Raw genomic sequence first — 26,588 nt, 5'->3', positions numbered from 1 at the left:
AGTTTAAGTTTTTTCGTCAATGATACTAACAAATAACGGGATTTCTACCTTATTTGATATATCAATTATTTTATCCTTATATATAACATAATCTATATGCAAATGAGGTAATTTATTTTTTACGCTTGTCATATGATCACTAAGCATTTTGATTGACTCATCTAACGAGATACCTTGAGTATTATAATTAAGCAATAGTTTAATCAATAAGTGTCTTTTTGAGACCAGTAAAATATTATCTATATTTGTTAATTCCCATTTTATTTCTTTTACTTTAAAAGATGGATTAAGGGTAATAATGAGTTTTTCAAGTAGTTCAAATGGTAATGGTACTGGTGCTTCCAGTAATTTGTCTATTACGTATAAATCAGCAAGACTAGTAGTGTTTTTAATATATGGATATTTATATTTTATATTATCATATTCTTGATTTGTGGCATAATATTTTTCATTAATAAAGTTAGTATCTTTATAATTTATATCTGTACGATATTTTATAATACCAGCAGTAATTATTAGTATTGCAAGTAATGCAGCAGATAATTTAAATGTTAAGCTTCTTATAATAGTTAGCTTTTTTATTGATTTTAGATAACTATTAGAAGCAGGAAAATTTTTATGCTTGATAAGTAATTTACTGATATTTGTATCTATAAGCCTAGTATTTTCTAAATTCGGTTCGTTTAATATGTTATCAACTGGAACAAAGATTACATGATAATCTTCAAAGTTTATAGGCTCTAATAAAGATTTTAATTCTTCGTCTACTATAAGAATAATGCAAACTTCTTTGTTAAGATTATTGATATAGTTTTTAAATAATATAAAACAGTCATTAATTTCCTGCTCTATAATACCTTGAATATAGCTAGCTGTCTTATCAAATTGATATTCAAAATTTCTAATGGTAATTATGTTATCTTTATGTTTAATAATGAACTTTATACCGCTAGCTTGCGTGGCAAACGCACAAATTTGAAAATAATTTGCATATTTATTATTTTCTACATTCTGAACTATTTTATTGATAATAGCTTGTAGTTCTAGTGTTAAGAAATACATTCCTTTAAAATTAAGCAATCTATTTTCTATTACGCATGAAACTATATCACTTAAAGGAGCTTTAAAAGGAGATGACATAATTAAAAGCGACCAAATCTCGCTTGGTTGAGAAGTAACATCATAAACGAAATGAGCTATAATATCTTCTTTTTCAAAATATCCTGCAATAAATTGCTCAATAGGATCTATCTTGACTATAGATTGCAATATTGGCAACTGATCATGACGCATCTTGCATTCAGTATTATCAAGTAAAAAGTAAATATCGCTTTTAGGGAATTTACTAAAAAAACTTTTATACAGATTTAAGTCTGTCTGCTGCTCAGAAGGAATAAATAATTTATCTAATATTTTATCACCAAGAAAAGCACTAAGAAAAATGCCTTTATTGCCTAATAAAACTACAATATTTTTTTTCAATTTAAATAAGTCAAAAATATTTTTCATAAATTAAGTTTATTTTGATTATAATTCATTATATATAATTAATTTTTATACTTGATCATAATACATATGTCTAAATTTACCACTGAAGAAATTAGAAGTAAATTCATATCTTACTTTAAAGCAAATAATCATACGCATGTAAGTAGCAGTTCGCTCATTCCGCATAACGATCCGAGCCTTATGTTTGTTAATTCTGGTATGGTGCAGTTTAAAAACGTCTTTACTGGGCAAGAAAAAAGACCATACGACAAAGCAGTAACCAGCCAAAAATCCTTAAGAGCAGGAGGAAAACATAATGACCTTGAAAATGTTGGCTATACTGCAAGACATCATACATTTTTTGAGATGCTTGGTAATTTCTCTTTCGGTGATTATTTTAAAGAGCAGGCTATATATTACGCTTGGAATTTGCTAACAAAAGAGTTTGAACTACCAAAGGATAAGCTTTATGCAACAGTTTATCACACTGACGACGAAGCAGCTTCTTATTGGAAAAAAATAGCAGGGCTTTCGGATGACCGCATAATCAGAATTAAAACAAACGATAATTTTTGGTCAATCGGTGATACTGGTCCTTGCGGTCCTTGTTCGGAAATATTTTATGATCATGGTGAGCAAATATATGGTGGGTTACCTGGCACCAAAGATGAAGATGGTGACCGATTTATTGAGATTTGGAATATGGTATTTATGCAATATGAACAGATTGATAAAGACACCAGAATAGAGTTACCAAAAAAGTCGATTGATACCGGTATGGGTCTTGAGCGTATGACGGCGATTCTTCAGCATGTTAATAATAATTATGACATAGATTTATTCCAAGGAATAATTAGTTTTACAGAAAATATATTAAAAGTGAAAGTAGAGGCAGAGGCAAAGTTCTCATACCGTGTTATTGCTGATCACCTAAGAGCTTGTAGCTTCTTAATAGCTGATGGGGTAGTGCCGTCAAATGAGGGGCGTGGTTATGTGCTACGGCGTATTATGAGAAGAGCCATGCGTCACGCTCATATGCTTGGGTCAAAAGAGCCTTTAATGTATAAATTACTACCGAAGCTTGTTGATTTAATGGGCAATGCTTATCCTGAGCTTAAAAGAGCTGAGAGCTTTATAAGTAGTATATTAGAGCAAGAAGAAATTAGATTTAAAACGACTTTAGAGCGGGGTTTAAAATTACTCTCCGAAGAAACAGAAAATCTAAATACAGGCTGTAGATTATCAGGTGAAGTAGCCTTTAAGTTATATGACACATATGGGTTTCCTCTTGATTTGACGGAAGATATTTTAAAAAATCGTAATATCGCTGTTGATCATTCAGGATTCGAGCAGCAAATGCTAGAGCAAAAAGAGCGTGCTAGAAAATCCTGGCTTGGATCAGGTGAGTCTAAAACTGATCAGTTATGGTTTGATATTAAAGCGAAATATGGCAGTACAGAGTTTTTAGGCTATAATCTTAATGAAACTGATGGAAAAGTAATTGCTCTAATTAAAGATAATGCTTTAGTTAATGATATTAGTGAAATAGATACGCAGTTTCTCTTAATAGCCAACCAAACGCCTTTTTATGGTGAGTCAGGTGGTCAGATGGGCGATATCGGAGTAATTAAAACCCCAAATTGTGAGATAGAAGTAACAGATACTCTAAAATATCTTGGCTCTATAATAGTTCATAAATGTATATTGAAAAAAGGTAAGGTTACTACAAATGAAAATGCTAATTTTAGTATTGATGTTAAATATAGACAAAATTTAAGAATCCACCATTCAGCAACGCACTTACTTCATGCAGTATTGCATCAGGTACTGGGCAAACATGTCACACAAAAAGGATCACTTGTTGCTACTTCTTATTTAAGATTTGATATTAGTCACCCTAAAGCTTTAACTCTTGAAGAAATTATTTTAATTGAAGATAAGGTAAATGAGATTATCAGAGATAACCATGAAGTAGATACTACGCTTATGTCTACCGAAGATGCTGTAAAACAAGGAGCTATGGCATTATTTGGTGAGAAGTACGATTCTGAAGTTAGAGTAGTTAGGATGGGTGAAACTTCGCTTGAGCTATGCGGCGGTACCCATGTCAGACATACCGGTGATATTGGTTGTTTTAAAATTACCAGCGAATCGGCTATTGCAGCAGGTATTCGTAGAATTGAAGCCGTTTGCGGTGAGTTTGTAATTAAACTGATTAGGGAAAAAGAGGGATTACTTAAAAATATAGAAAATAGCCTAAAGACTAACAAAAATGAGCTTGTTAGTAAAGTTAACAATATTTTAGAGCGTAATAAAGAACTTGAAAAGGAGTTAGAAAAAACTTATTTAGCTAGTTTAGATTTGAGCGTAGAGCAGATTGAAAAACAAGCTGAAAAGCTCAAGGAAATTAAATTGATTTATCGTCACATAGAAAATTTAGATAATAAAATTTTACGTCAAGCTGCTGAGAATTTAGCTAAAAAAGCAGAAAATTTAGTGGTAGTATATGTTGGAAATAATAACTCTAAATTATCTATCACAGTAGCAATAAGTAAAGCTATAACAGATAAATTTAATGCAGGTCTAATCGCAAAAGAACTCTCTTTATTCTTAGGCGGTAGCGGTGGAGGTGGGCAGCCTAGCATCGCCCAAGCTGGTGGAAATGACTTAAGCAAATTACCGAAAGTTAAAGAGAAGCTACAAAGTTTGTTAGAAATATAACTTTTAATTAAAAAAAACAATATTATTATTGTGCTATTAATAGAAAATGTATATAATGCCTTTTATAGTTTTTTAACTTGGACTCGGGACAGTCAATTTTGCAAGTTTCGCCTGTGCTCACGTATTAAGTATACGTTCCGCAGTCTCACGTTTAAATTAACTATCCCGAGTCCAAGTTAATTCGCTATGTATTAATAGTAAACGATTATAAGTGTCTACAAAGCCTAAACACGACGAAATTATCCGAAGTGCATTTGAAAATCCTTTAGTTTCTAAAGAGTTTTTTGAGATGCACTTACCTCCCCATATACAAAACTTGATTTCCCTCGAAAAGCTAAAAATGGAAAAAGATAGTTTTGTAGATAAAAGACTCAAGAAATCTATAGTAGATATTTTATTTTCCACTAGGTTTGGAGAGAAAAAAGGTTACTTGTATTTACTTTTAGAACATCAAAGCACGCCTGAGTATGATATGGCTTTGAGGTTATTTCGGTATATGTTTAAAATTGCTGAATACCATAAGAAATCAACGAAAAGCAAAAAGTTTCCTTTCATATATCCTTTGATATTTTATAACGGTGTACAAAAATATAATACTCCACGAAATCTATGGGAACTATTTGAAAATAGTGAACTTGTAAAAGCTACATGGAGCGGTGATTATCAATTAATCAATGTTCATGATATTCCGGACGAAAAATTGAAAGAAAAAGCATGGTCAGGAATATTACAGTTTTTTATGAAGCATATTCACGAACGTGATCTGTTAAAAAGGTGGGAAGAGGTATCTGATCTTTTACCTAAATTTGCTAAAGTTGATATTGGTATTGATCACATAGAACTAATTTTATGCTACACTTTACCATCATCTTTTTGCTTATTCAGGTGCTTGGTAGAGGTAGTTTTCTTAATGTTTGGTAATTGAATTAGCATCAACTGGATTGGAAGTCTGTTTTCTGGATGAATAATATTTGGGGTCGCAACCTAATATTTCATCAATAGAAGCATTACAAAAATCTGCGAGTTTTGTAAGGGTAGACAGTTTTGGATTTGAAAATGAGCCATCAAGCATTTTGTTAGGCTCTGTCCAAATAAGTGTGTAAAGTTCTCAAAGGTTATATAAAAGAAAATATAACAAAAAGAGAAATTATAATGACAGAGAAACAAAATGCTGCAATGGATCAAGCGATAGATTTATTGATCAATAATGATACAGATGTATCAACTTTATTCAAGGAAGATGGTTTATTAGAAGAACTAACCAAGCGTCTTGTAGAGAAAGCTCTACAGTCTGAGATGAATAATCATTTAGGATATAGCAAGTATAATCAAAGTGATGCTCAGAATTCACGTAATGGTTATAACACAAAGAATCTGATTACAAAGAATGGTGCTGTTGAGATTGAAGTGCCAAGAGATAGAAATAGTAGTTTTGAACCATCATTAGTAGCAAAGCGTCAAAGAAGACTTGAAGGTTTTGATGATAAAGTACTATCTTTGTACGCTAAAGGAATGAGTTTATCAGATGTAAAACACTACACTTGACCTGACAGACAATGATTGATCAAGCAGCAAGAGAGCTGTCAGATAAGTAGAGTCTTCCCAATTAAGTGTGTAAACTTTTTCAAAGGACTAGATTCTATCTTCAAATTTTATTAAAAAATGAGCCATAGCCGCATTCCAATTTGGCATAGGCATTGACCATTTTTTGGTCATGTAATCAATTGCTAAATATAAGCTTTTAAAAACAGCATTATCATTTGGAAAAACCCGTTTATTTTTTGTAACTTTTCGAAGTTGACTATTAACGGATTCCACAGCATTAGTTGTATAAATTATTTTCCTTATTTCTTCTGGATATCCTAAGAAAATCATTAAATTATCCCAGTGAACGTACCAAGATTTAGCAATTTGATGATATTGTTTATTCCATTTAGATTCAAAAGCCTCTAAAGCGGAAAGTGCTTCTTTTTCTGTGCTAGGCTGTAATAAATAGGTTTTAAATCACCAGCAAGCTCTTTCCGGTCCTTGTATGATACATATCTTAAACTATTTGTAATTTGATGTACAATACATAATTAATGCTCCGTCTTTGGAAAAACAGCACCTATAGCTTCAGACATACCATTAAGGTTATCGCTACATGCTATCAGTATGTCTTGCATACCTCTATTTTTCATCTCAGTAAAATTACCAAGCCAAAATTTAGCTCCTTCATTCTCGCTGATCCACAATCCTAAAATATCTTTCCGTCCTTCTAAATCAACGCCTAAGGCAACATATACTGATTTATTGATAATACGTTTATCTTGACGCACTTTTACTATTAAACAATCAAAAAATACTATAGCATATACTGGATCTAATGGACGGCTCTGCCATAGCTTAACATCCTCTATTATATCATCTGTGATCCCGCTAATTAAACTCTTGCTTACATCAGCTCCATATAACTCCTGAAGCTGTAATTTTATATCTGATAAACTCATACCTTTAGCATACAAAGATAGTACTTTATCATCAAAACCATCAAGTCTTCTTTGACGCTTTGCTACCAATGATGGTTCAAAGCTACTATTTCTATCTCTTGGTACCTCAATCTCAACAGCACCATTCTTTGTAATTAGATTCTTTGTATTATAACCATTACGTGAATTCTGGGCAGCACTTTGATTATACTTGCTATATCCTAAATGATTATTCATCTCAGACTGTAAAGCTCTCTCTACAAGACGCTTGGTCAGTTCTTTTAATAAATCATCCTACGCAAATAAAGTTGATACATCTGTATCATTATTGATCAATAAATCTATCGCTTGATCCATTGCAGCATTTTGTTTCTCTGTCATTGTAATTTCTCTTTTTGTTATATTTTCTTTTATATAACCTTTGGGAAATTTACACACTTATTTGGACAGAGCCCAAAAAAGAAGCCCATGGCGAGATTGAGACACAGCATCCAGGTTATCTAGGATGCCAAGATACATATTATGTAGGAAATTTTAAGGGTATAGGTAAGGTTTATTCTCAGGTATTTATTGATAGCTATAGCAGAGTAGCTGATGCTAAACTATATACGGCACCGTCAAGTTAAGAGAGATGTAAATTAAGTATTGAGCAAATGCATGGAATAATTTATAGAATAGCAGTAACCATTTATCTCTAAATTTCACCATTATGCGTATTACTCAAGCTCCGAAGAGACATCGTTTTCCAGCAAGCATCATTAGCCATGCAGTATGGTTATATCATCGTTTTAATAGTAGCTACCGAGATGTTCAAGAACAGATGGCATATCGAGGTATTATTTTGAGTCATGAGACAGTAAGATTTTGGTGCAACAAATTTGCAGTTTATTTTCAAGATGTTATCAGAAGGAGAGAGCGGAAGCCAACTGATAAATGGCATTTAGATAAAATGAACATTAAGATTAAAGGTGAAGTATTCATACTATGGAGGGCTGTTGACTCTGAGGGACATGAATTAGAAGTATTGCTACAGAAGCGACGCAACAAGAAATCAGCTATTCGCTTTTTATTAAGATTATTGGGCAATTACCCAGCTCCAAGAGTAATTGTTACTGATAAGCTCAAGAGTTACATTAAACTGATTAAGCTTATGTGTCCTAGGACTAAACATCGAACTAATAAGAGATTAAATAATCGCGTTGAGAATGCACATCAACCAACTAGGCGAAAAGAGAAGATATTGATTAAATTTAAGCATCCTAATGTAGCACAATGTACATTATCACTGATGGGAAAAGTTAGAAATATATTTGCCGTAAATGTTGGAAGATATACTAAAACAGCACCTGACCAAAGAATTGCATTTGCATCCGCTAAATCCATTTGGGATGAAGCTACTCAAAGACTTCTTGCTGCCTGAAATCTAAAAATATTACTCTTTTTGACACTATGTTACTTAACTTGACGATGCCTCTCATATAACTAATATTATATAAGCTTAAAACTTAAGTCAAGCATAATTCATACTTATGAAGTAATAATTATTTTTTATGAAGTATAATTATTATTAACTTGTTATATTTTGATATAGCAAAATTAGTTTTTAACATTTAATGAAAAATTTTTATGATTGTGATTATAGGAAGTAATAAGGGTGGTACAGGTAAAACAACTACTGCTACTAATATTGCATTAGCACTTGCATATAGCAATTATGATGTGTGTTTAGTAGATGCTGATTTCCAAAGATCCGCATCACGTTGGCATCAAGATCGGCAAGAAGCAAAACTTTTGCCATCAATTACTTTGATAGAGAAATACGATAATATTTCCACTACTTTAGAAGAATTAGACAAAAAGTTTAATTATATTATTGTGGATGTTGCTGGACGTAATAGTAGGGAAATGATTACAGGTTTAAGTGTTGCTGACATACTAATATCCCCTCACCAAGCTAGTCAATTAGATCTAGATACGATAGTTGAATTACAAGAACAAATCATAAGAGTTAAAGATATTAATCCTAAGTTGTCATCTTACATATTACACACCATGGCTAGCACGAATCCAACTGTGAGAGCAAATGAAAGAAAAGAATTTTTTGAGTATCTTAGTGATTTTCCGCAGCTAAAACTATTAAATACATGTTGTTATTACCGAAAAATATATAGAGATGTGATGCCTTTAGGAAAGGCAGTCATAGAATATAACAATTTGCAAGCTAAAAATGAAATACTAGAATTAATTAAAGAAGTGTTCTGATTATGGCATTAAAAAAACGTCCATTGCAGATTTCTCAACAAAAGATTGAGAATTTAGCAAATGAATTAGCAGATAAACCTTATGGTAATGCAAAAGAAGATGATACTCTTGTGCGTACTACAATTTCACTCCCTTCTTCTGTTTTATTCAAATTAGAGGATCTCTCAAGACATAATAAACGGACAAAGAGCTCATTAAAATCCGTGAGTGCAATAATACGTGATTGTATTGCAAAATCTTTAAATATTTAATTATAGGACATGATGTATATAACAGCGCTACAGTTAAAAGTTGCTCGGAATATTTTAGATTTAGGGGTGCGCGACATCGCAGTATTATTACATGTTAGTAAAACTACAATTAGCAAAGTAGAACTCAACAAAACTCGCGATTTCCTACTAAAACATAATGCTGCACTTGTTCATTTTTTTTCTTGTAATAATATCTCCTTTCCTAATCAATTTAGCATTCAATATAAATCACAAAATATAATTAATACCAACACAGAGAGTACAATAACTAGATTCCAGTTAAAAGGTGCTCGATGCATTCTCAATATCAGTCAAGCCGATCTTGCTAAAGCATTAAATATAAATAGATCAGTAATAATTGAGGCTGAAAAGCACCAAAATGAGCAATGCTTAACACTTTTTGGGAAACAGAAAGAACTTGAGATAATACAATTTTTTAATGACAATAATATTGTACTATATGATCATTTGTCCTTATTTTTTAGAAAAAGAGTAGACAAATGATTTTTGTTATGCTAGGCTCATACTTCATGAGGTTATTTTGCATAACAAAACAAAGGGTTAAGTCCTAGAATTAAAATGTCCCAAGACTTAACGACTTATAAAAGCTTTCGCAGGGCTTTATAGGTTTATAGTACATGTTTTTACATAAAAAGTCAAGAATTTTAGGCACTTAGCTCCATAAAAGGAGCATAAAATGCAATTATTTTATCCACTTGGTAACCCAAGTGATAATATTGGTATACATGGGTTCCATGATACCACAAAGAATCAATCACAATCATACATCCCAATAACTGGATGTGTCTTATCTCACATATTATCATGCCCTAGATTATCTTCCAACATTTACGGCAAATATATTTCTAACTTTTCCCATCAGTGATAATGTACATTGTGCTGCATTAGGATGCTTAAATTTAATCAATATCTTCTCTTTTCGCCTAGTTGGTTGATGTGCATTCTCAACGCGATTATTTAATCTCTTATTAGTTCGATGTTTAGTCCTAGGACACATAAGCTTAATCAGTTTAATGTAACTCTTGAGCTTATCAGTAACAATTACTCTTGGAGCTGGGTAATTGCCCAATAATCTTAATAAAAAGCGAATAGCTGATTTCTTGTTGCGTCGCTTCTGTAGCAATACTTCTAATTCATGTCCCTCAGAGTCAACAGCCCTCCATAGTATGAATACTTCACCTTTAATCTTAATGTTCATTTTATCTAAATGCCATTTATCAGTTGGCTTCCGCTCTCTCCTTCTGATAACATCTTGAAAATAAACTGCAAATTTGTTGCACCAAAATCTTACTGTCTCATGACTCAAAATAATACCTCGATATGCCATCTGTTCTTGAACATCTCGGTAGCTACTATTAAAACGATGATATAACCATACTGCATGGCTAATGATGCTTGCTGGAAAACGATGTCTCTTCGGAGCTTGAGTAATACGCATAATGGTGAAATTTAGAGATAAATGGTTACTGCTATTCTATAAATTATTCCATGCATTTGCTCAATACTTAATTTACATCTCTCTTAACTTGACGGTGCCATCTCAAATGCTAAGACTATAGAGCAAGACACGCTAATTACAAATATGCATAATATGGTAGTATATGCTAGGAAACATGGTATATTCAATGACCAAGATATACTAAATCAATTTAACTCTAATGAGAGTCAAAACGCACTTAATAATTTAAGTAAGACATGCCAGAAGCATTATATGGATCATCACAATGAAAATATTAAGCAGCTGTTAGATGATGAGCATGTAATGGTAGGAACTAAGAAATATACATGCCCGCTTAAATATATGAAGCATGAGATGCAAAATAATATACCAAGCTTTGTAGATGAAAAACAAGTAGCTACAACCTTTGCAAAGGTAAAAGCAGAAGTTAAAGAGCTACGTCTAGAAAGAGAGTTAGAACATACAATGACTATGAGATTTTAAGGATTTGCAAACATGACTAACAAAGAGCTTAATCAGAGGCAACAACAAGCAGAATTAAGTACAGATGGCGATGTTAGTGCTACTGGCGATAATTCTACTTCTGAACGTCCAAAACATGATGAACTATTCAAAAAGGTCATGAGCGAGCCTGTAGCTGCTCGTGAGTTTCTAGAGCATTATTTGCCAGTATCATTTAAGAACAAGATTAATCTTGATAGTATTAAAATAGAAAAAGAAAGTTTTGTTACAGAGTATTTACGCAAAAGACTTAGTGATGTTATTTATTCCGTTTCTTTAAAAAAGAATAATATTAAAGATAGCACTACTGAAAGTGTCAATAATGACAAAGCTTATGTATATGTTCTGATCGAACACCAGTCTAGTAGCGATTACTGGATTGCTTTTAGACTATGGCAATATATGCTGCTATTATGTGAAAGGCATAAGGACGCTAATCAAAATATAAGGAATGCCACAAAAGACCACGATAATAAGCTTCCTCTAATATGTCCTATAGTAGTATATGCAAATGATAAGCCCTATAATGCTCCAAGGAGCTTTTGGGAGTTGTTTGAAGATAGCAAGACTGCTAAAGAAATGATGGGTGATGAGTATTTACTTGTAGACTTACAAAAACAAAGTGATAATGAGATAGAGCAAAAGAAGCATCTTGGTATGATGGAGTATATGCTTAAACATATCAAAGCTCGTGATATCTTAAATCTATGGCACAGTCTACTTGAGAAGTTTGCAAGTAGTATTGAAATAGATAAAGAAAATGGCTACATTTACATTAAGTGGTTATTGTGGTATAGTGATGCTAAGGTATCTGAAGATAAACAAGTAGAGCTTGCTAAGATCATAGCTAGCTACTTAAAACAAGAAGATCAAGAGGGACTTATGAGAACAATAGCTGATAAATATATTGATGAAGGCATGCAAAAAGGTATGGTCCAAGGCATGCAGATTGGTAGAAACGAAGGCGTGCAGATTGGTAGAAATGAGGGAAAATACGAAAGAACGATAGAAGTAGCTAAAAATATGTATAATGCCGGTGCTGATATTTCTTTTATATCTAAAGTCACCGGACTATCTATTTCTGAGCTCAATAAGCTTCTCAAGTCCTAACCCCTAGGTGCAAAAGGATATCCATTTGTGCCTAAAGTCTTCGGGGCTCTGTCCAAATAAGTGTGTAAATTTCCCAAAGGTTATATAAAAGAAAATATAACAAAAAGAGAAATTACAATGACAGAGAAACAAAATGCTTGATGGCTCATTTTCAAATCCAAAACTGTCTACCCTTACAAAACTCGCAGATTTTTGTAATGCTTCTATTGATGAAATATTAGGTTGCGACCCCAAATATTATTCATCCAGAAAACAGACTTCCAATCCAGTTGATGCTAATTCAATTACCAAACATTAAGAAAACTACCTCTACCAAGCACCTGAATAAGCAAAAAGATGATGGTAAAGTGTAATAGTTGAGTTTTAAAAATCGCTATGGTTGATCTGTTCGCCTAATATTTCTGTATTAGAATCAGATGTATTAGATCCATCTGTTATTAATTTAAAAATTTCTCTACCATCTGGTAATATCATTACTTTACTAAAATCATCCATTTGTTTATTAACATGCTGCATATCGATTCCTGATTTTGGTATTTTCACCTGTTTCATCAATGCCGCAGTTTCATGCACCTTATCTTTAAAAGATATAGGCAACGAAAACATACATTCTTTATTAGCAACTCTTACATCTTTTAATTCTTGAGCTAACGCAAACATGAAACTTGCTATATCATTATCTTGTTTTACGCCAATGCCCTGTCCAAAACATGCATATAATGAGAATGGGGCTTTTTCATAACCTAAGCACAAAGCAACCCAAAAATCTTTAGCTGCTAGCACTCCTGCACTATCAATTTTAGTTTGGGATTCATTATTATCTATTAATTTTTGTCTATCATGATAATAATTTTCTGCAAGTTTATACCAGTACTCTCCTGTAGTATGTGCATAAGTATTATTTTTTCTCTTAAAGATATTCTTAAACATATTATTATCCTTTTATAATTTATAAAATACACAGCACTAAATCTGCTTATCTCTGAGGCAAGCCTACGGGGTATTGACGGCAAATTTTCCTTTGTACCGTTCTGCTTTGATTATAATAATCGTAGCTGACCGCAGGGGATATAACCAGAAAAGATTTAAATATCCCATTGCTGCTTAGTCTTTTTATTTGTTTTACCATTTTCCTTAGCTTGGCTCTGTAGCTTTGATGCAGCTTTATTTGTAATCTTTGTTTTGTCTTTTGTATCGCTTGAGTCCATACCTTGATTATTTATATCAGACAACGATCTGATTTTATCAACTTTCTCTGAAACCTCAATTGAGAGTTTAGCCTTTTCAGGATGCATTGCATGTATATTCTCAAAAACTTTTGCTTGGTTAACCCAAAAACTTTTTATATCTTGAGTCTTTGCAAATTCCAAACCCTGCCCAATTTTTATCGCTTCCTTTTTTCTCTCATCATAATGTTTTGCTGTTTCTTTAATTTTAGTTTTCGCTGCTTCTCGTTGTGCTATGTGAAAATCTTTTTTATTCTTTAAAAATATAATTTTTTCATAGTTTGTTGAATGATTAACTTTTGATATCTCTTGATCTATTTTGTCTATTTCAGTTGAATGGTGCATATGCTCATTGTGTGCGACAACTCTAGCATTATGAACTTTTGCCCATTTTTCTTTTTCTTCCTCTATATCTTTGGGTGTACGCTTTAACTGTTGTCTTAATTCTTTACTAAGCTCTCTGCCGGATTTGGTAGCATCTAATGCTTTATCCAGCTTTGCATTACGATCCTGTTGTTGATTTAAATATTCTTCACTTATCGCATCAAAACTACTATACACAGCTTGCGTTTCCATAAACCTTAACATTTCTTCTTTCCAAGCTTGGACTTGGGCAGCTTCATCAGTGATGCGTTGATTTTCAGACAAGATATTAGTTATTAGGCTATTTTTTTCCTCTTTTTCTTTTTCGATAATAGATGCGATTAAATCTTTTAGCTCTTTTGCAATCTCGGGGTCTACCCCTTCAGTTGATATAGATGCGGCATTAGATTTTAATTGCTGTATTTCTGTTGGATTAAAAGCGTTAATACGACCTATTATTTTATTTATTACATTTTTTACTTGTGCACCACTATATAATTGTGTACTTATCTCGTCGTTATCTTCATTTTTATCATCTTGTCCATCATTACTCATAGAACCTCCTTTATATTTTAATTTTTTATAACCTAAATACTTTACGACTGGCTGATTCCTTCAGTTTCTTACACAAAAATGTTAGTATGTTATATGCTCTCGGTCAAGCATTTCTATCTGAATTAAGTTGCTGTCCAATTTTTGCAATCTATTATACTTTAAATATTAAATACTATCGTGAGTATCTCACTTACATGTGATACAAGATGTATTACTAGCGCTTTCTTGATTTCCTCAGGTATCTCAGATAAATCACGCTCGTTATCCTTAGGTATGATTACTTCCTTAATACCCTCTCTTACTGCAGCAGTGAGCTTTTCTTTAAGCCCTCCTATCTCAAGCACCCTACCTTTTAATGTAATCTCACCAGTCATTGCTATATCTTGTCTAATCTTCTTGTTGCTTAACAGTGAATAAAGAGCTGTGTAAATGGTAATACCTGCAGATGGTCCGTCTTTAGGTGTTGCTCCTGCCGGTAGATATATGTATGTCATGCGTCTTTAAGATATCATCGCTGATCTCGTGGGTTTTAAAATCTATACTTGATTTTAAACAGGTCATAGCAGCATCTATTGATTCTTTTAATACCTCTCCAAGTTTACCTGTTGCTTTAATCTTGCCGTCGCCTTTGTATTTTGAAGCTTCTATTGTAATTAAATCGCCTCCCCTTGCTGTATGAGCAAGACCGTTGATCATTCCAATAGTTACTTCATCATCTTGCAATTTTTGTTTGTGATATTTAGAGTGCTTGAAATACTGATCTATAGTTTCTTTAGTTAAGGTGCTTTGTTCCTTTCTTGCTTCTGCTAAGAGATATTTTTGTAGTAGCTCTCTTATTTTTCTCTCAATGTCTCTTACGCCTGATTCTCTGGTATAATTCTCGATTATGTGCTTGATTAGTTCATCTGAGAGTGTGAATTTGTTGCTCGGAACATTTACCTCTTTCATTAGCTTTGGTATGATGTAATCTTGCGTGATCTTTACTTTTTCATTATCTGTATATCCACTAATATCTATGACCTCCATACGGTGTAATAGTGGATATGATATATGATCTATTGAGTTTGCTGTGGCGATGAAAAATACTTTTGACATGTCATAGCCGGAATCAAAGTAATCATCAGTAAAACTATCATTTTGTGATGGATCTATTAACTGCAGCAACGCTCCTTCAAGAGCTGCTCCTCGCTCTTTGCTAATTTTATCTATTTCGTCTAAGATCATTACGGGGTTGCTGCTACCTACTTCAGAAAGTAGTGACAATGCCTTGCCAGGTCTTGCACCCATATAGAAATCCATGCATCCCCTGATTAGCCCCTCATCTCTTGCCCCAGCAAGTGATAATGTTACACTCTTGCGGTTTAGTGCTTTTGATATTATTTTAGCAATTGATGTTTTTCCGACTCCAGGAGCACCGACTAAGCATAATATTGGAGGTTTTGTATCTTTAGAAGTTGCCATGAATGCTAGAGCTTCTATTCATCTTCTGTTTAACGCTCTCAAGACCATAGTGATTTTCGTTTAGTACCTGCTCTGCTTCTATAATATCAATAGATGCTTCGTCATATTTACCCCATGGAAGCCTGAATAGATAATTTAGATATTTTTCTGTATAACTTCTATCTCCATCATTACTACCATGACTTCCTTTAAGGCGTGCTATTTTCTGCTCTGCTACTTTTCGTGCCACTACTGATAAAGGTGTGTTTTTTAGTAATATTTCAAAATCTTTGTTACTTGCTTGGCTTACCATAGCTTCTAGTGCTGCCTTTTTATTATCTAATGCTTCTTGAAAATGAGGATCTAGTATTATTGCTTTGTTATACTCCTTTACAGCTTCATCATACTTACCTTCTCCTTGGAATGAATCACCTTTACAAGAATATGCAAAGGCATATTTGTAATCTAACGCTATTGCTTTGTTACAACACTTAAGTGCATCATCATACTGTTTCAAAGCAATATAAGTGTTACCCTTATAAGCATAAGCAGCTGCATTATCAGGCTTTAACTCTATAACCTTGTCGTATGCTGCTATAGCCTCCTCGTATTTTCCAAGTTGGTGTAATGTAGTGCTTTTATCTATATAAGCTTCAGCATAATCAGGCTCTATGGTAAATTAAGTTGAAGTTTGCGTATTAAAGAATTGAATTAAAGCATTATATAATTGATCAAATTGAGTAATTTTAGCTTTAATCCATCGCTTCATATTGGCCCAAAATTTCTCTATTGGATTTAGATCAGGGGAGTAAGGTGGTAAGAATATTATCCTACAACCTACTGATTCTATTAGTTCTTTGGTCCTTTGAGACTTATGGAAAGCAGCGTTATCCATCACTACAACTTGTCCAGGTTTTAGCTCTTTTATTAAAAATTCTCCAACCCAACTTTCAAATAATTGTCTATTACATGTTCCATTAAATATCATCGGTGCTATACACTCTTTATTAACATAACCAGCTATGATATTTGTTCTGTTGTAATATTTACCGCTTTTTTTACCAATAAGTTTTTCGCTTTTTTTGCCCCATCCTCTATCTTTGCAGATATTTATCTCAATACCACTTTCATCAATATATACAAGATGTTCTATTGGTGTATCTTTTATGACCTCTTGGTACTTATCTCGCTTTTCTTGACTTGCTTCCAAGTAGGAAAAGTCTTTTTTTTATAGCTAAAACCTAGTTGCTTTAACCAATAATACGCACCCACAGAACTCATATTAAAATACGTACCCATTTCTAATAATGTGAAATTAGGATTAGAACTCACGTACAACTCAACATCTTGACTTGTTACCCGTCCTTTTTTGCCTCCTATTCTTCTTGCTAAATAATGTCCTTCGGACTTATATCTCTTATACCAATTCCTTACTGTGTTTGCTGCTATTTCAAATCTTATCGCAGTGCTATTGCAGCTATTACTGACTAACGAATATTAGAATTCCCTATGACGAATATTAAAATTACCTATTTTTGAGTAAAAAATATTGTCTAGTGTATTATATTATTATCCTCCAATTTTATAGTTAATTTTTTTTCTTTTGCTGTAGCGATTCTATAACTTTCAGTATTCAGTTCAAGAATTGAAGAATGGTGAACCAATCTGTCAATGGCTGCTGATGTAGTCATTTCGTCTTTAAAAATGGAATTCCATTTTGCAAAAACTAAATTGCTAGTAATTAATACACTACGCATCTCATAACGTTCAGCTAATAAGGTAAATAAAACATCAGTTTCCTCACGATTATATGGTACATATGATATATCATCAATTATCAATATTTCAAAATAATCGAATTTTTTAATAATTTGCTTAAGTTTTAAACTAAGCTTTGCTTCTAGTAATTGTTGAACCAAATTAGCTGCTGTTGTATATAATACACGCCTACCGGCAAGACACCACTCACGTGCTAAACCTATACTAAGATGACTTTTGCCAGTACCAGGATTACCAAAAATAAGTATATTTTCATAGCGATCCATAAATTCTCCTTGTGCAAGATATTGGATCTTAGTTGACGATAATCCTGGGATACGCTTAATATCAAAGTTGCTTAATAACTTATCTCGAGAGAGTTTTGCTTGCTTTAGCAATCTGGCGATACGTTGCTGATGTCTATGTTCTAACTCACGTATGGCTAACTCTTGTAGATAATCTATATATGTTTTCTTTTCTTGCTCAAAGCTTTCTGCAACTGATTTATAGCATGATGCAAAAGTAGGTAAACAAAGGTTCTTGAGTAAATTATTTAGCGGTTGCGGAGTTATTATCTTTTTACTCATGCGACCTCCATTGTTTTAAAGCAATGTAATTGATCATATTCGGACAGTACTGGTTGATTAATTTTTACTGAACAAACAGTTTTAGTCTGACTATTTAGTAAATCTGTAATATGATCAATTATTGGTTCAATCTTCTCTTCTACTAGCATTTCTAATGCAGCAACTACATTCAATTCTCCATACATTTTTGCTAATTGTAATATTTTAAGATATATTTTATGCCCCTTATATGGATATATAGATATCAGCTGGTCATATACCTGACGAAATATAGCACGTGGAAATAAAGCTTCATAATATTGATATTGGGCAAATGCTCCAGGTTTACGTACTAAACTATCAATGATATGTCTATAATCAATAACATAGCCATTGCTGATTCTAAACATTTTTTGTAAACATTTGTTACCATAGTAAAGCTCTATTTCTTCAGAATAAATATAAGCTTTTAAAGTATAACCTATTAAGCGACTAGGCACAGAATAAGCTACAGATAAAATACTAACTGTACTGCTTGGGTTAACACGTACTGATAATATTGTAGGTGCATTCCATTTCCTGATTGGTAACTCTTTTAAATAAACTAATTCTTCAGCTAATTTTTCTTTTCTACAGCTATTGCGCTTTTCTTTAATTTGTGTAAGGAATAATTCATAAGCTTTTAAATCAACAAAATTACGTGATCCACGTAATAGCAAATGTTGATTCACTGCTTGCTTAAATGTATCATGACTTTTTTCAACAGAACCATTTTCATGACTGACACCGGGATTATTTCGCGATGGTGCAACATCGTAATAACCAAGCAATTCTTGCCATTTTTCTGTAAATTGTCTACTATTACCACATTGCTTGGTAGCTGCACTTAAATTATCTGTACGATGCTCTGGTAAAACTCCACCTAACTCCCATACAGCTTTTTCAAACCCTGATGCTAATGTATCAAAACTTTCACTATGGCATATGCTGAAAGTTTCCCAACATGAATAAGGCAATATAAAATGAAATAGTAAATGAGAATATGGTTTCCCATCAATACAAATACCTAATTGATTCATATTGGTCCAATCAGACTGGCTTTGTTTGCCAGGAAGAATATTTTGTAAAAAGATGACTGGCTTATCCTTACCATGTTCAGCTCTCCATTGTTTCAACCTTTTCTGCAAACAGCGTAATTGCTTTCCATTATAATTTCCATGATACTTTTCTGTCAAATATGCTAATATGGTAGTTGCTTGCAACTCCGGTGCTGATCCTAGCATTGATTCTATTTCATCCCAGTGCTTAACAAATGGATCCTTACGTGTCCTATATTTACGTACTGTTCGTAATTCGCTTGGATACTTATTAACACCTAAATATTTACGTGCTGTTTTTACACTCATACCTGCTTTTGCAGCAGAAATTATCTGATTATATTTTTTGATCTTTTGCATTAAAATACCTACTTGTTTATTTGTACATGTCATCAGTAATTCTCGAATAATAAATAAATCTTAAAAAGAAATTTTTATTCGATATTACTGTCCATAGTTACTTCTTTTTTATAGGTAATTTTAATGTTCGTTGAGGGTATTTCTAATATTCGTTAGTCAATTACCTCTTTCTACATATCCTATAACTCTTTTTCTAAAATCTTGACTATATGATCTTGGCATTTTCCTTTATATATATCATCCCTATACTCAAACCTCAACTTAATTTACTATATCTCTATAGCTTGATCATATGCTACAATCGCCTCCTCATATTCTTGCTTATATGATAGTGCAATACCTTTTTTATAATAATATACCGAATCTTCAGGTTTGAGTGCTATAGCTTGATCATACTCTATGATTGCTTCGTGGTACTTCTTCTGTCTATATAACGCATCTCCTCTATAACAATAAGCAGCTCCATAATCAGGCTTTAGCTTTAAGGCTTCATCAAACGCTTTTACTGCCTCTTGTGCAAAAACACGATCGTGTATATTAAGATTTCTACCGATCTCATAGTAAAGCTTTGGATCATTTGGCTCTAACTCTATAGCTCTTTCATAACAACTATGTGCTTCAGAAAGCCAACCTGTCTTAGATAGCAATAATCCTTTATTATAATAGACACCGGAGCATAGTTTGTTTATAGCTCTATCATATGCTTCTTCCGCTAACTCTTGATGACCTGTAGGTAATAAACTAGCTCCTTTGCATAAATAGGCCTCTCCAAACATATTCTCCTCATTCATAGCTATTGCCATATCAAATGCATTTAAAGCTTCCTGATATCTTTCACGCTTATATAATTTGTAGCCCTTATTTAAAAAATTTAATTTACTTAGACTTTCTAGATTTGATATCTGTGCTATCATTTACTGACCTATTAATTTTGTTTGACGAACTCTTTTAAAAAATCCTTAGTTTGTTCCTGTAAAGTTCTGTTTTTTAAATATTGTATAGTATTCTCTTTATAGATCATGGCTAATTTACAGTTAGGATTAATGGTACTTGCTTTACTAAAACATATAACCGCTTCTGCGTATCTAAATAATTCACACAAACTACGTCCTTTGTAATAATAAGCTTCAGTATAATCAGGCTTTAACTCTATTGCCCTATTATAGTATCTAATAGCTTCATGATGTTTTTCTAAACAAGCTAAAGCATAGCCTTTATCTTTATAACATTCTGAATCTCTAGGCTTTAGCTTTATTACCTTATCTAAAGCTTTTATTGCTTCTTCTGCCCTCTTTAACTTCAAATAAGTTTTCCCTTTGTAATGATGATAACAAGCTCGATTAATAATATTACTTGCCTCCTCAAAAGAGATTAAAGCCGCTTCATAGTCTCCATTCCTATACAACCTTTGACCTTGCTGATAATAATGTTCTGCATCGCTTTTGGGTCTAATGAATTGTTCAAGTAAGTTTATTATCGCCTCGTAACCTTTTATTAACTCCCCATCCTGTATTTTGGTCTTGGTATCTAATTCCCTTGTTAATAACTCGCTCAGGGCTACTATGCCATTTTTATATATAGCTTAATGCGATAAGGTAGTGACTTTTTCAAGAGCATAGTAAACCGCATCAAAAAAGTGCTCAAAATTATAAACAGTTTTTCTTATTTCGTTCTTGATTTTAAACCAGTAATGCTCAATAGGATTTAAATCAGGAGAGTAAGTTGGTAAAAATAAAATACTGCAACCAACAGATTCAATTAACGTTTTCACTTTTGTACTTTTATGAAAATTAATATTATCCATTACTACTATCTGACCAGGCTTTAACTCTTTGATCAATATCTCTTGTACATAAGTTTCAAAAATGTCCTTATTACATGTCCCATCAAATATTATTGGGGCAATAATATCTTTGGCAGACACCCCAGCAATCATACTAATCCGTGATTTATGTTGATAGACCCTTTCACCATAACATCTTTGACCGATAATGCTCCACCCGTGTTCTCTACAGCTATTATCTTCTATCCCAGATTCATCGATAAATACTAAATCTTGTTTGTCTATAGTTTTTAGTTTCAATATAAACTCATTCCTTAGACCAACATCTCTTTTGGGATGAAGAAAAGTTTTTTTTATAACTATAACCTAATTTATTAAGCAATCTTGATATCGTACTTGCAGATACTTTTTGACTCCAGTTGTTAGCTAGTTCCATGGTGGTTTTATCAAAATTTAATTCTATAAATTTTTTAAATCCTTCTATGTCTCTTATTATTCTACGATGTCCTGTATGATAACCACTTTTTGCTTTGATATCGCCGGTTTGTTTCTTTAATTTTTTCCATTCTATTATAGTCTTCCTACTAATAGAGTATATCTCAGAAGTCTCTTTTATTGTTTTACCATCTGTTAAACTTTTTATTACTCGTATTCTTAAATCGTATGAATATGCCTTTGCCATAAGTTTTTCATTTAGTATAATCTAACTCATACTCTAAGTCACTATCTTATCGCATTAAGCTATACCTTAAGGTTGAAGAGATTTATGTGGTTTTCATCAAGACTATTATTAATAGTGCTGTTCATGACTAGATTACATAGCTCAAGAGCTATAACATCACTCCTAATGTTTTTGTGATGTATATTTACCCCTCCTTCTTCTATTATATTTCCTTGATATTCTACATTTTTCATACAACACCTATTTTCTAAGTATTAATTTAAGATTAATTATTTGTGTCTATATTGACAATATTAGGGTAGGTAATACCTATCTCTTTGCCTTACAACTGTTTTATTTTTGTTACTTTCTTAAGGGTTTTTTTTATTGGTTTTGTCTAGAGACTCACCTTTAGCTTCAACATTCCCTGATGAGCTTTAAATCGCTTCTGCCTTGTATGGTCGTATAGAAGTTCTAACTTGATATTTTTGTGGCTTGCGATTAATCCAATCCCAGCATTAAAACTTGTCTTTTGGTGCTGCGGATTAATAGACAAAGTACTAGCACCTATCTCCCCACTACCTCCGCTACTACCTTGATATGTTAAATGATATGGACTACTTGCTCCCCTGCTGCCTATTCTTCTCTCTACCGAAAAATGTGTGGTTGGTGTTATTGATATTGCCCGTGGAGTGCTGTCCTTTAGGTTAATAGGGGCAAATATTGCTCTGCTACCTATCTCGCCGCTTAAGGCTTGGTAACTCTTCTTAGAACGCTCTACAGACAGGTTACTTGCTATTTGCTCTTGGTAGCATTTTGCTTTCTCATATTCGTATCTCAATCCAATATGAGGTATTAATGTAATATTTTGTGGTAATGCTATTTTGTAGTTTAAGTGTGACTCAAGGCTCAATAGTTTTGAATGTGATTTAGCACATTTGCTAAGTCCAGCCGCACCTATTGCCGACATGCTCATATTGCGGCTTACTGGACTTAAGCCGTATAGGCTAAGTATTTGAGTATCATATTTAGCTCTTGTACTCTTGCCGCTGGTTTGTACATCACTTGACTCATCTTGATCGTGATGCTTAACACGGCTACTAAATTTGCTAAAACTGCTACCTACCAGCGCATTATGCTCAAGGTTAAGCTCTAGCCCAATAGTTCCTCCAGTTATTTTGCTACTATAGCCATGCGAGTCTGCTTTAGATTTTTGTTTATTGCTGCCAAGCGTGCCACTACTCCATATACTATAATCGCTGGCTTTTTCGGCGTCATCATCACCTGCAGCTACTGCAGCAGTTAGTACTTCTCTTGCAAATATGCGGTGTTTGATATGGTTACGAGATATTTTGCTCATATTCCGTGCTTGGTTATGTGATGCTGCTGCAATAGTCGCTTTTTTAAGTAGCTCTTCTTTACTCGTAATAGTACTATCTGCAGGAGTTTGTTGGTCTTGCAATTCAGTGACTGCTATAGTTCCTGAGTTAGTAAGTATCTCTTTAGATAAACTATCTTCTTCGTTCACATGATCTAGCGTCTCTAAATCACTAGCTGTGATACCGTCTTCCTGAAACTCAGATGATTTGACGTCCGTAGGTGTTACTAGCGTTTGCTCAGGATTTGATACCTCAGAAATCTTGTCTAACTCTACTAATTCCTCTGCAGTTGGTGGCAGTGGGAGCGGTACGTCATCCTCGTCACCGCTATCATTAAAATATTCACTGCTACTTGTATATACAGTGTCATACCCATCAGTGTCTGATGTAGCATCATTTTTTGTCTTGTTCCACTCATCGTCATCTTCATCAGAAAACTCTGAGTCATCAAGACCTGCTAGTTCCTGTTCTATATCACGGTAGCTATATCTTGATGCCTCTCTTCTTTGTCTTCTTGTCTTTAATTTCTTCTTTTTAGAATGCATAGGTACATTCTCGTAAGTCCTAATCTCCGCATCAGTATCATATTCATAGCTACTTGTTGATGTACTACTATAGTTCTCATCTTGTGATAACTGATCATTTAGTGCGGCTATATCTAAATGACTTGCTGTATCTTCTGTTATTGCCTTATCTTCAAAAGTTTGAGCTTTAATTGGACTTTCTGCCCTGCTATCTATTATACTTGGACTACTCGCCCTACTCTTACTTCTACTCTCCTGTCCGTGGCTACTAGGACTGCTATAGCCGCTATCATCTATTATTGGCTCTACCACGCCTGTTTCCTTAACTGCAGAATCTAGTGATGTACCTTTTCTATCTAACGACTGCTGATTAGTCTGTGATACACGATCTCCTGCAGTGGCGGCGTACTTCTCTTCCATTATTGCTCTCATCTCTGATACCTTGCTAGGTATTCTTGACATCGTCTGCCTCGCCTCCTCTGTAGCTGTTACTCTCTCATACCTAGCATCAGGAGATTTTTCCCCATGCTCTCCTATTACTTCAGGTTCTTTATACTGACCCCTCCTCTTTAATTCTTCTATTTGCTCCTGTAATTCAGCATCCATCTCTGATTCAGATATGTCCCGTTCTGCTTCATCCCTATCAATACTGCCAATGCTCTTTGTATCATCTCTTTCCTTACTATCCTGATAAGCTCTATCTAATAATTCCCCGTTGATCTTTATCCCTCCTATCTCTATTACTCCTACTGAATGATCCAAGATATTACTGCTTGTATTTTCTAAACCTTTATTTGTTGAAACTGTAGAAAATGCTGATAATGGTGGTGCTGTTGGCTTAATCTGATTATTACTTCTAAATTCTGTGCCTAATACTCTTGCTATTTCTTCATCAGGGTCTTGCCATGGCTCAGAATACTGTGTAGTGCTACTTGATATACTGATAGTATCTATTGGCTTGCTATATATAGACTCTTCTTCACTACTACTATCCATTGCACTTTCTGCTGCAAAACTGTTATCTGCTCTTCTTGCTTCTAGAGCCCTCTCTCTTAATGCTAATGTTCTCTTTAGCGTTTCAGCCAAACCATTATCATCCCTACTTTTCGTTGTCTCCATCGTCTCACCATACTCAGACGCATATAGCTCCTTTAGTTCCTCTAGGGTTATCTCTGGTTGCTTGTAGTTTCGTAGAACTGTTGTTTGTGAGTTTGTACTTGCATCCGCTTCTGAATTTGGTGTGCTACCGCTGAAACCTAAACGCTTTGCTACCTTATGTGCCGCTCTTTTAAGTATTGGTTTCTTCTTAGGTTGTTGCTGTGGTGATTGTGGCACGTATGATGATGTAGATGCTGTAGAACCAAAATTGAGGCTTGGCGATGCATCTACCTTCACGGCAGTTGCAAGAAAACTAAGTGATAGCAACATGATATATGCTACTTTCGCTATCTTGCTAGACTTTGATTTCAAATTGAGGTTAAGGTTGCCGCTATACTTTCTGCTATAGTAGTGAGCATTACTACTGCTAGGTAAAAAGTAATCGGGTTGTAGATGTTTTGATTGGTTCGTGCCTTGAATAGCCAACAGTGTAGATCTATTGCTATCAACAGGATAGTGTGATATATTCATATATGACCTCATATTTATTTATGGGTTGTTATTATCACCGGTAGATGTTCAAACTTTGGTCAGGGAGAATGTCTACCGGTTTTTTCTTTTCTGTAAAATAATATTCTTTTTAACTTACATTCATAATGATAGATCACAATTACTCACATGTCAATAAATTATAACTTACAAATTATAATTTATAAGTTATAATTTGTAATGTTTTTGATTTGGTTCTTATATATCTTGCTTAATTGAATGTTATATTATATTGTATAAGTTATAATTTATATTTTGTAACTTATATTATGTAATGAATATGAAAGCTAATATTATTACTTTGGCTACCAGTAAGGGTGGCGTTGGTAAATCTACACTTGCACGAAACCTTGCTGCTCACTGGTCTAATATCGGCATGAGCGTTGCCATAATTGATGCTGACCCTCAAGGCAGCATTATAAACCGACATGATCCAAATGGTCCGATGGGCAATATTTCTGTAATTGCAGAGCCTGAGGAAAAAGTTTTTAGTACGATAGAGGAAATCCAAAATCAGTTTAATTATATAATAGTGGATACCGGGGGTTTTAGAAACCGTACTACGGTGAGAGCACTTATTGCTACTAATCTTGCCATAATACCTCTTAAACCTTCAGCAGATGACGTTGCTGGTGCATTAGAAACACATAGCTTGATACAAGAGTTGAATAAAACACCTGAGAGAGGATCAACACCTATAAAATATCGTATGATTATTACTATGAGTCAACAAAATACAGTGATTACACGTCATGTGAGAGGAGAATTAGAACAACTTGGTTACCTAGTACTAAAATCAGAAATGTATCATCGTGTAGCATATCCTGAAGCATCCATTAATGGATTATCCCCCTGTATTTTAGATCCCGATGGTCCTGCTGCTAGAGATATCAGTAATATTATAACCGAAATAAATAATGCTCTTTAAAAGAAAAAACAGGAAAGTAT

23 protein-coding genes and 7 pseudogenes are annotated in these 26,588 nt (G+C 33.5%); 12 read left to right on the top strand and 18 right to left on the bottom strand.

The window, feature by feature from the left end; genetic code table 11:
• Positions 1–3: 3 nt before the first annotated feature.
• A pseudogene (locus tag ACICQC_RS09810) lies at positions 4–1,531 on the bottom strand (hypothetical protein).
• A 44-nt stretch (positions 1,532–1,575) separates the two neighbouring features.
• Between ACICQC_RS09810 and alaS the strand changes: the two are divergent.
• Both alaS and ACICQC_RS09800 read left to right on the top strand, forming a co-directional pair.
• Entirely contained in the window at positions 1,576–4,209 is a 2,634-nt protein-coding gene (gene alaS / locus ACICQC_RS09805) for an alanine--tRNA ligase (RefSeq protein ID WP_395476871.1), read from the top strand.
• A 211-nt stretch (positions 4,210–4,420) separates the two neighbouring features.
• A pseudogene (locus ACICQC_RS09800) lies at positions 4,421–5,071 on the top strand (Rpn family recombination-promoting nuclease/putative transposase); the annotation flags it as partial.
• 45 nt (positions 5,072–5,116) lie between these two features.
• Here ACICQC_RS09800 and ACICQC_RS09795 read toward each other — a convergent pair.
• Positions 5,117–5,281 (bottom strand): hypothetical protein, encoded by a 165-nt coding sequence (locus tag ACICQC_RS09795; protein WP_395476620.1) that lies wholly within the window; start codon positions 5,279–5,281, stop codon positions 5,117–5,119.
• Between the two features lie 23 nt (positions 5,282–5,304).
• Between ACICQC_RS09795 and ACICQC_RS09790 the strand changes: the two genes are divergently transcribed.
• Positions 5,305–5,754 carry a transposase gene (locus ACICQC_RS09790; RefSeq protein ID WP_395476870.1) on the top strand — a complete coding sequence of 150 codons (450 nt, stop codon included), beginning with the start codon at positions 5,305–5,307 and terminating at the stop codon, positions 5,752–5,754.
• 87 nt (positions 5,755–5,841) lie between these two features.
• Here the strand turns inward: ACICQC_RS09790 and ACICQC_RS09785 are convergent.
• A pseudogene (locus ACICQC_RS09785) lies at positions 5,842–7,058 on the bottom strand (IS256 family transposase).
• A 77-nt stretch (positions 7,059–7,135) separates the two neighbouring features.
• On the opposite strand from ACICQC_RS09785, the pseudogene ACICQC_RS09780 reads away from it, so the two are divergent.
• The 5 genes and pseudogenes from ACICQC_RS09780 to ACICQC_RS09760 form a co-directional block, all read left to right on the top strand.
• Positions 7,136–7,288: pseudogene (locus tag ACICQC_RS09780) on the top strand (IS481 family transposase); the annotation flags it as partial.
• Between the two features lie 98 nt (positions 7,289–7,386).
• Positions 7,387–8,097 carry an IS6 family transposase gene (locus tag ACICQC_RS09775; RefSeq protein WP_395476627.1) on the top strand — a complete coding sequence of 237 codons (711 nt, stop codon included), beginning with the start codon at positions 7,387–7,389 and terminating at the stop codon, positions 8,095–8,097.
• Between the two features lie 206 nt (positions 8,098–8,303).
• Positions 8,304–8,939 carry a division plane positioning ATPase MipZ gene (locus ACICQC_RS09770; RefSeq protein WP_395476626.1) on the top strand — a complete coding sequence of 212 codons (636 nt, stop codon included), beginning with the start codon at positions 8,304–8,306 and terminating at the stop codon, positions 8,937–8,939.
• Positions 8,940–8,941: 2 nt separating this feature from the next.
• Complete coding sequence (locus ACICQC_RS09765; RefSeq protein WP_395476625.1) at positions 8,942–9,190, top strand: hypothetical protein; 249 nt, start codon at positions 8,942–8,944, stop codon at positions 9,188–9,190.
• Between the two features lie 9 nt (positions 9,191–9,199).
• A complete protein-coding gene (locus tag ACICQC_RS09760) occupies positions 9,200–9,694 on the top strand; it encodes a hypothetical protein (RefSeq protein ID WP_395476624.1) in 495 nt (164 codons plus the stop codon).
• A gap of 331 nt (positions 9,695–10,025) precedes the next feature.
• On the opposite strand, the gene ACICQC_RS09755 is transcribed toward ACICQC_RS09760, so the two are convergent.
• Positions 10,026–10,649, bottom strand: coding sequence for an IS6 family transposase (locus tag ACICQC_RS09755; protein ID WP_395476623.1), 624 nt, complete (start codon positions 10,647–10,649; stop codon positions 10,026–10,028).
• Positions 10,650–10,793: 144 nt separating this feature from the next.
• On the opposite strand from ACICQC_RS09755, the gene ACICQC_RS09750 reads away from it, so the two are divergent.
• From ACICQC_RS09750 to ACICQC_RS09740, 3 genes are all read left to right on the top strand, one after another.
• On the top strand, positions 10,794–11,153 hold the full coding sequence (locus ACICQC_RS09750) for a hypothetical protein (protein ID WP_395476622.1): 360 nt from the start codon (positions 10,794–10,796) through the stop codon (positions 11,151–11,153).
• A gap of 12 nt (positions 11,154–11,165) precedes the next feature.
• The gene (locus tag ACICQC_RS09745; RefSeq protein ID WP_395476621.1) at positions 11,166–12,281 is read left to right on the top strand and encodes an Rpn family recombination-promoting nuclease/putative transposase; all 1,116 of its coding nucleotides are present in this window, start codon (positions 11,166–11,168) and stop codon (positions 12,279–12,281) included.
• A 133-nt stretch (positions 12,282–12,414) separates the two neighbouring features.
• A complete protein-coding gene (locus tag ACICQC_RS09740) occupies positions 12,415–12,579 on the top strand; it encodes a hypothetical protein (protein WP_395476620.1) in 165 nt (54 codons plus the stop codon).
• A 65-nt stretch (positions 12,580–12,644) separates the two neighbouring features.
• On the opposite strand, the gene ACICQC_RS09735 is transcribed toward ACICQC_RS09740, so the two are convergent.
• The 14 genes and pseudogenes from ACICQC_RS09735 to ACICQC_RS09670 all read right to left on the bottom strand — a co-directional run bounded on the left by ACICQC_RS09735 (position 12,645) and on the right by ACICQC_RS09670 (position 25,421).
• Positions 12,645–13,211: a hypothetical protein gene (locus ACICQC_RS09735; protein ID WP_395476619.1), complete on the bottom strand. Its 567-nt coding sequence runs from the start codon at positions 13,209–13,211 to the stop codon at positions 12,645–12,647.
• Positions 13,212–13,366: 155 nt separating this feature from the next.
• Entirely contained in the window at positions 13,367–14,425 is a 1,059-nt protein-coding gene (locus ACICQC_RS09730; protein ID WP_395476618.1) for a hypothetical protein, read from the bottom strand.
• A 158-nt stretch (positions 14,426–14,583) separates the two neighbouring features.
• Positions 14,584–15,886, bottom strand: a pseudogene (locus ACICQC_RS09725) (S16 family serine protease).
• Positions 15,873–16,382 (bottom strand): tetratricopeptide repeat protein, encoded by a 510-nt coding sequence (locus ACICQC_RS09720; protein WP_395476869.1) that lies wholly within the window; start codon positions 16,380–16,382, stop codon positions 15,873–15,875. The pseudogene ACICQC_RS09725 and the gene ACICQC_RS09720 overlap by 14 nt, the downstream one beginning before the upstream one ends.
• A 6-nt stretch (positions 16,383–16,388) precedes the next feature.
• Positions 16,389–16,511: pseudogene (locus tag ACICQC_RS09715) on the bottom strand (tetratricopeptide repeat protein); the annotation flags it as partial.
• Positions 16,512–16,544: 33 nt separating this feature from the next.
• On the bottom strand, positions 16,545–17,075 hold the full coding sequence (locus ACICQC_RS09710; protein WP_395476845.1) for an IS630 family transposase: 531 nt from the start codon (positions 17,073–17,075) through the stop codon (positions 16,545–16,547).
• Positions 17,030–17,314, bottom strand: coding sequence for an IS630 transposase-related protein (locus ACICQC_RS09705; protein ID WP_395477715.1), 285 nt, complete (start codon positions 17,312–17,314; stop codon positions 17,030–17,032). Before ACICQC_RS09705 ends, ACICQC_RS09710 begins: the two co-directional genes overlap by 46 nt.
• 104 nt (positions 17,315–17,418) lie before the next feature.
• Positions 17,419–18,210, bottom strand: coding sequence for an IS21-like element helper ATPase IstB (gene istB, locus ACICQC_RS09700; RefSeq protein ID WP_395476338.1), 792 nt, complete (start codon positions 18,208–18,210; stop codon positions 17,419–17,421).
• The gene (gene istA, locus ACICQC_RS09695; protein WP_395476339.1) at positions 18,207–19,679 is read right to left on the bottom strand and encodes an IS21 family transposase; all 1,473 of its coding nucleotides are present in this window, start codon (positions 19,677–19,679) and stop codon (positions 18,207–18,209) included. Before istA ends, istB begins: the two co-directional genes overlap by 4 nt.
• A gap of 236 nt (positions 19,680–19,915) precedes the next feature.
• The gene (locus ACICQC_RS09690) at positions 19,916–20,560 is read right to left on the bottom strand and encodes a tetratricopeptide repeat protein (protein ID WP_395476868.1); all 645 of its coding nucleotides are present in this window, start codon (positions 20,558–20,560) and stop codon (positions 19,916–19,918) included.
• Between the two features lie 11 nt (positions 20,561–20,571).
• Positions 20,572–20,949 (bottom strand): tetratricopeptide repeat protein, encoded by a 378-nt coding sequence (locus tag ACICQC_RS09685; protein ID WP_395476867.1) that lies wholly within the window; start codon positions 20,947–20,949, stop codon positions 20,572–20,574.
• Positions 20,950–20,964: 15 nt separating this feature from the next.
• Positions 20,965–21,099 (bottom strand): annotated as a pseudogene (locus ACICQC_RS09680) (hypothetical protein); the annotation flags it as partial.
• 129 nt (positions 21,100–21,228) lie between these two features.
• Positions 21,229–22,111, bottom strand: a protein-coding gene (locus tag ACICQC_RS09675) for an IS630 family transposase (RefSeq protein ID WP_395476497.1) whose coding sequence is annotated in 2 segments (ribosomal slippage) — positions 21,229–21,783 and positions 21,785–22,111 — 882 coding nt in all. Because the reading frame shifts where the segments join, the coding sequence is not laid out codon by codon here.
• A 376-nt stretch (positions 22,112–22,487) separates the two neighbouring features.
• Positions 22,488–25,421 (bottom strand): autotransporter outer membrane beta-barrel domain-containing protein, encoded by a 2,934-nt coding sequence (locus tag ACICQC_RS09670; protein ID WP_395476866.1) that lies wholly within the window; start codon positions 25,419–25,421, stop codon positions 22,488–22,490.
• A 499-nt stretch (positions 25,422–25,920) separates the two neighbouring features.
• On the opposite strand from ACICQC_RS09670, the gene ACICQC_RS09665 reads away from it, so the two are divergent.
• The gene (locus ACICQC_RS09665; protein ID WP_395476865.1) at positions 25,921–26,568 is read left to right on the top strand and encodes an AAA family ATPase; all 648 of its coding nucleotides are present in this window, start codon (positions 25,921–25,923) and stop codon (positions 26,566–26,568) included.
• The last annotated feature ends 20 nt before the right edge of the window (positions 26,569–26,588 follow it).

The organism is Rickettsia endosymbiont of Pantilius tunicatus (assembly GCF_964291875.1).
Classification (GTDB): domain Bacteria; phylum Pseudomonadota; class Alphaproteobacteria; order Rickettsiales; family Rickettsiaceae; genus Rickettsia.
Note: the sequence above shows the minus strand (reverse complement) of the source record. Positions and strands in the feature narration are given on the sequence as shown.

What these genes read in the sequence shown, in the direction of transcription:
- alaS (WP_395476871.1), top strand. Translation starts at nt 1,576, where the DNA reads ATGTCTAAATTTACCACTGAAGAAATTAGAAGTAAATTCATATCTTAC.
- ACICQC_RS09795 (WP_395476620.1), bottom strand. Translation starts at nt 5,281, where the DNA reads ATGCTTGATGGCTCATTTTCAAATCCAAAACTGTCTACCCTTACAAAA.
- ACICQC_RS09775 (WP_395476627.1), top strand. Translation starts at nt 7,387, where the DNA reads ATGCGTATTACTCAAGCTCCGAAGAGACATCGTTTTCCAGCAAGCATC.
- ACICQC_RS09770 (WP_395476626.1), top strand. Translation starts at nt 8,304, where the DNA reads ATGATTGTGATTATAGGAAGTAATAAGGGTGGTACAGGTAAAACAACT.
- ACICQC_RS09765 (WP_395476625.1), top strand. Translation starts at nt 8,942, where the DNA reads ATGGCATTAAAAAAACGTCCATTGCAGATTTCTCAACAAAAGATTGAG.
- ACICQC_RS09760 (WP_395476624.1), top strand. Translation starts at nt 9,200, where the DNA reads ATGATGTATATAACAGCGCTACAGTTAAAAGTTGCTCGGAATATTTTA.
- ACICQC_RS09755 (WP_395476623.1), bottom strand. Translation starts at nt 10,649, where the DNA reads ATGCGTATTACTCAAGCTCCGAAGAGACATCGTTTTCCAGCAAGCATC.
- ACICQC_RS09750 (WP_395476622.1), top strand. Translation starts at nt 10,794, where the DNA reads ATGCATAATATGGTAGTATATGCTAGGAAACATGGTATATTCAATGAC.
- ACICQC_RS09745 (WP_395476621.1), top strand. Translation starts at nt 11,166, where the DNA reads ATGACTAACAAAGAGCTTAATCAGAGGCAACAACAAGCAGAATTAAGT.
- ACICQC_RS09740 (WP_395476620.1), top strand. Translation starts at nt 12,415, where the DNA reads ATGCTTGATGGCTCATTTTCAAATCCAAAACTGTCTACCCTTACAAAA.
- ACICQC_RS09735 (WP_395476619.1), bottom strand. Translation starts at nt 13,211, where the DNA reads ATGTTTAAGAATATCTTTAAGAGAAAAAATAATACTTATGCACATACT.
- ACICQC_RS09730 (WP_395476618.1), bottom strand. Translation starts at nt 14,425, where the DNA reads ATGAGTAATGATGGACAAGATGATAAAAATGAAGATAACGACGAGATA.
- istB (WP_395476338.1), bottom strand. Translation starts at nt 18,210, where the DNA reads ATGAGTAAAAAGATAATAACTCCGCAACCGCTAAATAATTTACTCAAG.
- istA (WP_395476339.1), bottom strand. Translation starts at nt 19,679, where the DNA reads ATGACATGTACAAATAAACAAGTAGGTATTTTAATGCAAAAGATCAAA.
- ACICQC_RS09690 (WP_395476868.1), bottom strand. Translation starts at nt 20,560, where the DNA reads ATGATAGCACAGATATCAAATCTAGAAAGTCTAAGTAAATTAAATTTT.
- ACICQC_RS09670 (WP_395476866.1), bottom strand. Translation starts at nt 25,421, where the DNA reads ATGTTGCTATCACTTAGTTTTCTTGCAACTGCCGTGAAGGTAGATGCA.
- ACICQC_RS09665 (WP_395476865.1), top strand. Translation starts at nt 25,921, where the DNA reads ATGAAAGCTAATATTATTACTTTGGCTACCAGTAAGGGTGGCGTTGGT.